We start from the raw sequence: 6,842 nt of genomic DNA on the forward strand, positions 1-6,842 counted from the left end.
ATCTGACTGTAAATTTCGCTCTTTGTTAACCAGAACCAGGACATCATCTGGATTTTTAACAATACTATTGCCTTCAGAATCAGTATAAACAGTATCTTTTAATAAATCATTGTTTTGCTCAATAATGTGATTATCTTCTAATTCCTCAGTATCCTCTAAAGCTTGGCTTTCAGCAATAGTATCAGCGTTGATAGGGCTATATGCAATAATACTGTATAGCTTGTCCCTAAAAAGTGAAACAAACAATGCAAAAATTAAAAGTATAATCAAAGTACTAATAAATTTTCTTCTTTGTTTTTTGCGTATTTGTGATTTAATTTTTAAGACCCCCATCCTCAATTCGCATAATATATCTCTATATTACAAATTGTAATATTTTTATACATGAAATTCAAGTATATCTGTATTTATCTTTAACATAGCAAAGCAGCCTTAGCAGGTAGGAGTAGGGATAATATATGGAGGATTTACTAGATTAAAGTAGAATATATAAAACTAATATAAAGAACTATATAGCGAGATAATGATAACTAAGTTTAGTTGTCTGGTTCGTAGATAAGTGAAGGGGCTATAGAATATAGTTCCCACTAGAAGAATTAAATTTCGAGAAATGAAATATGCTAAAAATATGATGAAGTGAATAAAAAAATATTAACTATAACAAAAGGAGAGAATAAAATGGCTGATATGAAAATTAAAGGCGTAATACCTCCGATGATTACACCTTTTAAAGAAAACGGAGATGTTGATTATCAACTTCATGCTGAAAACTTAGAAAAATGGAATAAGGATAATTTGACAGGTTATTTAGTATTAGGTTCCAACAGTGAGACAGTATATTTAAATGAAGATGAGAAGCTTGAGTTAATCAAGATTACTGTAGAAACAGCTAAAAAGGATAGAATAATACTAGCAGGAACCGGAATGGAATCAACCAGGGAGACAATAAAGCTGACAAACAAAGCTGCAAAGTTGGGAGCTCATGCTGCTTTGATTTTGACTCCATTTTATTATGGTGGGAAAATGAATGATGAAGCATTGATAAATTATTTTACCGATGTAGCAGATAATGTGGATATTCCTGTATTGATTTATAATGTTACAAAGTTTACTCATATCAATATTTCTGTTAATGCAGTAGAAAAATTAAGCAGACATCCAAATATAATCGGGATGAAGGATAGTTCCGGTGACGTACCTCAGCTTGTGAAGTTTCAAAGCGTGATACCAGAGTCCTTTAATCTTATGGTTGGAACCGCATCTGCCTGGTATCCTGCATTGACTTTAGGGATAAAAGCAGCAATAATGGCATTGGCTAATTGTGCTCCTAATGAATGTGCATTGGTACAGGAAGAATTTGAAAGAGGAAATGTGGAAGAAGCCAGAGAGATATATACCAGAGTATTCCCTGTGAATCAGGCAGTTACTGGAACCTTTGGGATTGCAGGTCTCAAATATGCTTGCAGCCTCTTAGGCTATCAAGGAGGATTTGTCAGAAAACCGCTATTGGAGTTAAAAGAAGAAGAAAAAGAAAAGATAAGGCAAATCCTTGCCAAGGCAAAATTGATGTAGTTAATAGAGCCACTGAGGACAATAAACCGTTCCCGGTGGCTTTTGGATTCTTAAGGCAAAGGCGCAGAAGTTTAGAGTTATTGCCCGCTTGATTTGCATTATATGATTTGATATAGTATTAGCGGGATAGAAGGTGATTTATAATGAAGTTAATGGGAGATTTATTCAACAAAAGAGGTTACATTGATGGCATCACCATAATAGATTTAAAGGGAGAAATATTGTTTACAGCAAAATTTAACAATAAGTTGAATCAGGATAGTTGTGAGAACTATGAGGTTGTAGGCAAGAATTTTTTCGATGTTTATGAGAATCTCAATAAAGATAATAGCACTATATATAAAGCTATGGAGCTAGGGATACCACTATATATAGATAATCAGACCCTTAAATCTGCAGGAAGAAGAGAAATAAAAATTTCTTCCTTATCAATACCAATAAAATCGGGGAAAAAAATTGTTGGTGCTATAGATTTATCCATAAGTGAAGAGGATCCAGTAAATGACGATGAATATATAAAGATAAACAGTGAAACCTTTGAAAATAATAATGTGGATAAATTATCCAATGATGGAAATTGCGCAAAATTTGTGGCTGATAACATTATTACTAACAACAAAAAGATGCTTGAGCTTAAGGATTATATAAAAATTGCTGCCGGTTGTGATTTGCCAGTGCTCATATATGGAGAGACAGGTACAGGGAAAGAGCTTTTTGCACATGCCATTCATAATGAGAGCAAAAGAAAACATAAACCTTTTATAGCACAGAATTGTGCCGCAATACCGGAGAACTTACTGGAGAGCATACTCTTTGGAACCTCAAAGGGTGCTTTTACAGGAGCTGTTGACAATATTGGTCTGTTGGAACTGGCTGATGGTGGAACAATTTTTCTTGATGAGATAAATTCCATGCCGTTGCATCTGCAGTCAAAGATGCTTCGAGTATTACAGGATGGTTCTTTCAGAAGCATAGGTTCTAAAGAGTTAAAAACCGTTGATGTTAAAATTATCACTTCAATAAATGAGGAACCGCTGAAGGCCATCGCAGAAGGCAAGTTAAGAAAAGATATTTACTATAGGCTTAATGTTTTAAATATTAGTATTCCGCCCCTAAGAGACAGGAAAGACGATATTCTTCCTCTTGTTAATTTCTATATCTCAAGATATAACAAGATTTTCAGGAAGAATGTTAAATATGTTTCAACAGACCTATGTGAAAAGCTAAAAAAATATGATTGGCCAGGGAATGTCCGCGAATTGGAGAATGTGATCGCATATGGCATAAGCGTTGTTGATAACACAAAAATTAAGCTTGAGTTTTCGGATATACAGAAAAGATACGATGAGCTAATCAAAATGAATAGCAATGATGAAGTAAATATTGTATCTTTGAGAGATATGATTGAGAATTATGAGATGAGCTTAATAAAAAAAGTGCTTATACAGACAGAGGACAATGTGACAAAGGCTTCTAAAATTCTTAATATACCAAGGCAAACGTTGCAAAGAAAAGCAAAGCAATATAATTTAATATAAAAATTATGCAATTGCTCATATATAAGCTGTCTTTTGCTCATATATGAGCAATTTTTTTATGGGGAAAGTCAGAACTTTTAAACTCTATATCAAGAACATTGCTATTACATGTTTTTTTAATGAAGGAAACAGAATAGGTAATGGCATTACTTTTGCTTATGTTTATATGTAAGCGTAAAAGCTTAATAGATAAAATCGAGCTATGGGAGGTAAGTCATAATGATCTTTGGAGTTTTAAAAGACATAAAAAAACACGAATACAGGGTAATAGCAACTCCTTCTGAGGTATCAACTATTGTCAAAGACGGGCATAGAGTGCTGGTGCAAAAAAATGCTGGTGCTAATGCAGGTTTTCCTGATGAAGAGTATATCAAATCAGGAGCAGAGATAGTTGATACAATGGAAGAGATATATGAAAGAAGTGACTTTGTAGCTAAAGTTAAAGAAATCGAACCATGTGAATATGATTTGCTTAGAGAAGGCCAAATCATCTTTACTTGTATTCATCCAGCAGCTCATAGAGAAGAAGTACAGGCTCTCCTTGACAAAAAAGTTATTGCTTTTACAGCTGAGGATTCTCATAGATATGGATCTCCTAACTGTGAAGCTGCTGGCAAAGTAGGTGCTTTCCTTGGACTGGAATCTCTTTTATCCATTAATGGAGGGAATGGGAAGTTTGTTAATGGTCTTGCAGGGGCACCAGGTATAAAGGCATTAATACTAGGAGGAGGGATAGTAGGCAAGAATGCTCTGCAGGTTCTTCAATCTTTGGGTGCATGGGTTACTGTCATGGATATCAATATTGCCACACTCAGGGAAATTGGGAAAATGTACAATGAAAAGGTCAACACACAAATTTCTACAAGGTATAATATTGAGAAACTGCTTCCTGAGATAGACTTATTACTTAATTGTGTAAAATGGCCTAAAGACAGCAAAGAATTTCTAATTGACAGAAGCATGGTAAGAAAAATGCAGAAGGGTTCAGTAATAGTGGACATTAGTAACGATTATGGAGTGATAGAAACATTCCGTGAAACGACTCTAGACAATCCAAGATATATTGAAGAGGGTGTCGTACATTATTGTGTCAGCAATTTACCTTCAACTATTTCTCAAACCACATCCGTTGCATATGCAGCTTCAGTATTGCCTCATATAAGAAATATTATGAATCTTGGCATAGAAGAAGCATGCATCAGGGATGGATTCTTGAGAAGAAGTCTTACAGTATATAAAGGATATTTGACGCATGAAGAGACAAGTGCGATACAGAATAGACCATGGATAAGACCAGAAGATATATTGAAGATTGCAGACAAGAAACTAGATCCAGCACCACCTGCAACAATAACCAGGTCAAATAATTTTATAACTCTATAAAGCCCATAAACAAAAAATAATGATATGAAAGGGGATCAACATGGAAGAAGCATTAAACATGGGTATATTATCATTAGTACCTGCAATACTAGCTATAGTTCTATCATTTTTAGCAAGAAATACTATTTTTGCTTTGGCAGTTGCATGCTTTGTTGGAACACTTTTGGCGGGTCAGGGCATAATGGGATTTCCAACATTATTAAAAACAAGTTTAGGTACAACTAGTTTCTCATGGGTTATGTTATTGAACACATTTGTAGCCATTCTAGTGGCGTATTTTAGAAAGACAGGCGCTATACAGGGATTTACTCTGTATATAGAAGAAAAACAGCTAAGCAGAAAAGCAATACAGATAGTTGCCTGGCTTTTGGGTATGTTCGTATATTTTAGTGATTCTTTTAGTCCGTTGTTTGTTGGAACTACTATGAGAGGTATAGCAGACAAAGCAAGAATCTCAAGAGAAAAATTATCCTATATAGCTGACTCCGGAGCAGCTCCTGTCAGCGTGCTAGTACCTATAACAGGCTGGGCTGCATATTTAAGCGGTTTAGCAATCGGTATTGGTACTATAGCAACTCAGGAAGATGCAACGAGATTATTTATCAAAGCAGTACCATTGAACTTTTATGCTGTGTTTACAGTAATATTTGTAGGACTAATAGCAGCCGGTATTATCAAAGATTTTGGTCCTATGAAAAAAGCAGAAGATAGAGCGATAAATGAAGGTAAGGTATTGAGAGATGGAGCAAATCCATTGATTGGTAAGGAATTGACTGAGATGGAAGCTTATCCTGGCATCAAACCAAGGGTATTCTTAAACTTCGTATTACCTGTAATAATGATTATGACCATAGCAATGGGTACTTATATAGCTATGAAATCAGCAAAGACTATGGAAGCTTTCCTATTCGTAATCATATTTATGAGTATAAGCATGTTTATACAAGGTATTCCTTTTATAGAAATTATGAACACAATAACTGATGGTATAAAAGGAGCAGTACCTGCTGTATCTATCTTGGCTCTGGCTTACTCAGTAAATAGTTTAAGCAAGACTATGGGAACAGCAGATTATATAGTTTCAATAAGTGAAGGCCTACTAAGCCCAAGTTTGCTACCAGCTATAATTTTTATAATCGCTTCAATAATAGCTTTTTCAACAGGCTCTTCCTGGGGAACTTTTGCAATCTGCATGCCTATAGCGTTGCCATTAGCTTTTAACTTTACAGGCGGAGCAGTGACAACATTAGTGACTGCATGCTTTGCTGCTGTAGCCGGTGGTGGAGTATTTGGAGACCATTGTTCTCCATTGTCAGATACAACAATATTAGCTTCAACAGGATCTGCCGCAGATCATATTGACCATGTTAAAACCCAATTACCATATGCTCTTCTATGCGGTGGAGTAGCATTAGTTGGATACCTGTTACTAGGCTTTATGAGCATATAGCCGCGGGACATCGGGGACGGAAGACCGTGTCAAATTGCATGGTGCCTGTATTCTCTATTTTGGAGTTTACAGGCATCTATTTTTTGTGATATTGACACAAGATAATAGTAATAACTTATCCTATAATAGAGGAAAATACTAAATATTATCGAATTATATTAAAGGGCTTCCAGTGAAATAAATAATGAGCCAGGGAGAACCGATCCCCGGTGGCTCATGGGAAGGGGGATAATACAAGTGAAAGTTCATAAAGCCATAATACCTGCAGCAGGTTTGGGTACCAGGTTTTTGCCTGCCACAAAGGCTCAGCCTAAGGAGATGCTGCCTATAGTGGATAAACCCACATTGCAGTATATCATTGAAGAAGCTGTGGCTTCAGGTATAGAGGAGATATTGATTATAACTGGTAGGAATAAGAAGTCCATTGAGGATCATTTCGATAAATCAGTAGAGCTGGAATTAGAATTAGAAAAGCACGGCAAATTTGAACTGCTGGAGGAAGTAAGGAAAATTTCCGACATGGTCAATATACATTACATAAGGCAGAAAGAGCCTAAAGGATTAGGCCATGCCATATATTGTGCAAAAAGCTTTATTGGAGATGAACCCTTTGCAGTGCTTCTTGGTGATGATATAGTATATTCTCAAAAGCCTTGTCTGCAACAGATGATAGAGGCCTATGATGAGTACAAGACAACTATACTGGGTGTACAGCAGGTTCCTGACGAAGATGTGTGCAAATACGGGATAGTAGATGGCAAGCATATAGAAGGCCGGGTATATAAAGTAAAAGGGTTGGTGGAGAAACCCTCTATCGAAGAGGCTCCATCTAATGTGGCCATATTGGGCAGATATATAATAAGTCCTGCAATATTTGAGATACTGGAGCATACTGAGCC

General features: G+C 35.9%; 6 protein-coding genes. 5 read left to right on the forward strand and 1 reads right to left on the reverse strand.

Features of this window, described 5'->3' with window-relative positions; translation table 11 throughout:
* On the reverse strand, positions 1–270 hold a 270-nt coding region (locus ACESM9_RS13545), incomplete at its 3' end, for a hypothetical protein (RefSeq protein WP_372999714.1).
* A gap of 408 nt (positions 271–678) precedes the next feature.
* Here ACESM9_RS13545 and ACESM9_RS13550 point away from each other — a divergent pair.
* From ACESM9_RS13550 to galU, 5 genes are all read left to right on the forward strand, one after another.
* The gene (locus ACESM9_RS13550; RefSeq protein WP_372999717.1) at positions 679–1,572 is read left to right on the forward strand and encodes a dihydrodipicolinate synthase family protein; all 894 of its coding nucleotides are present in this window, start codon (positions 679–681) and stop codon (positions 1,570–1,572) included.
* Between the two features lie 143 nt (positions 1,573–1,715).
* Positions 1,716–3,110, forward strand: a complete 1,395-nt coding sequence (locus tag ACESM9_RS13555; RefSeq protein ID WP_372999720.1) for a sigma-54 interaction domain-containing protein — start codon at positions 1,716–1,718, stop codon at positions 3,108–3,110.
* A gap of 219 nt (positions 3,111–3,329) precedes the next feature.
* A complete protein-coding gene (locus ACESM9_RS13560; protein ID WP_372999723.1) occupies positions 3,330–4,493 on the forward strand; it encodes an alanine dehydrogenase in 1,164 nt (387 codons plus the stop codon).
* A gap of 40 nt (positions 4,494–4,533) precedes the next feature.
* The gene (locus ACESM9_RS13565) at positions 4,534–5,943 is read left to right on the forward strand and encodes a Na+/H+ antiporter NhaC family protein (protein WP_372999726.1); all 1,410 of its coding nucleotides are present in this window, start codon (positions 4,534–4,536) and stop codon (positions 5,941–5,943) included.
* Positions 5,944–6,180: 237 nt separating this feature from the next.
* Positions 6,181–6,842 (forward strand): UTP--glucose-1-phosphate uridylyltransferase GalU (gene galU / locus ACESM9_RS13570; RefSeq protein WP_372999729.1); only part of this gene is annotated, 662 nt, incomplete at its 3' end.

The organism is Lutispora sp. (assembly GCF_041687175.1).
Lineage (GTDB): Bacteria > Bacillota > Clostridia > Lutisporales > Lutisporaceae > Lutispora.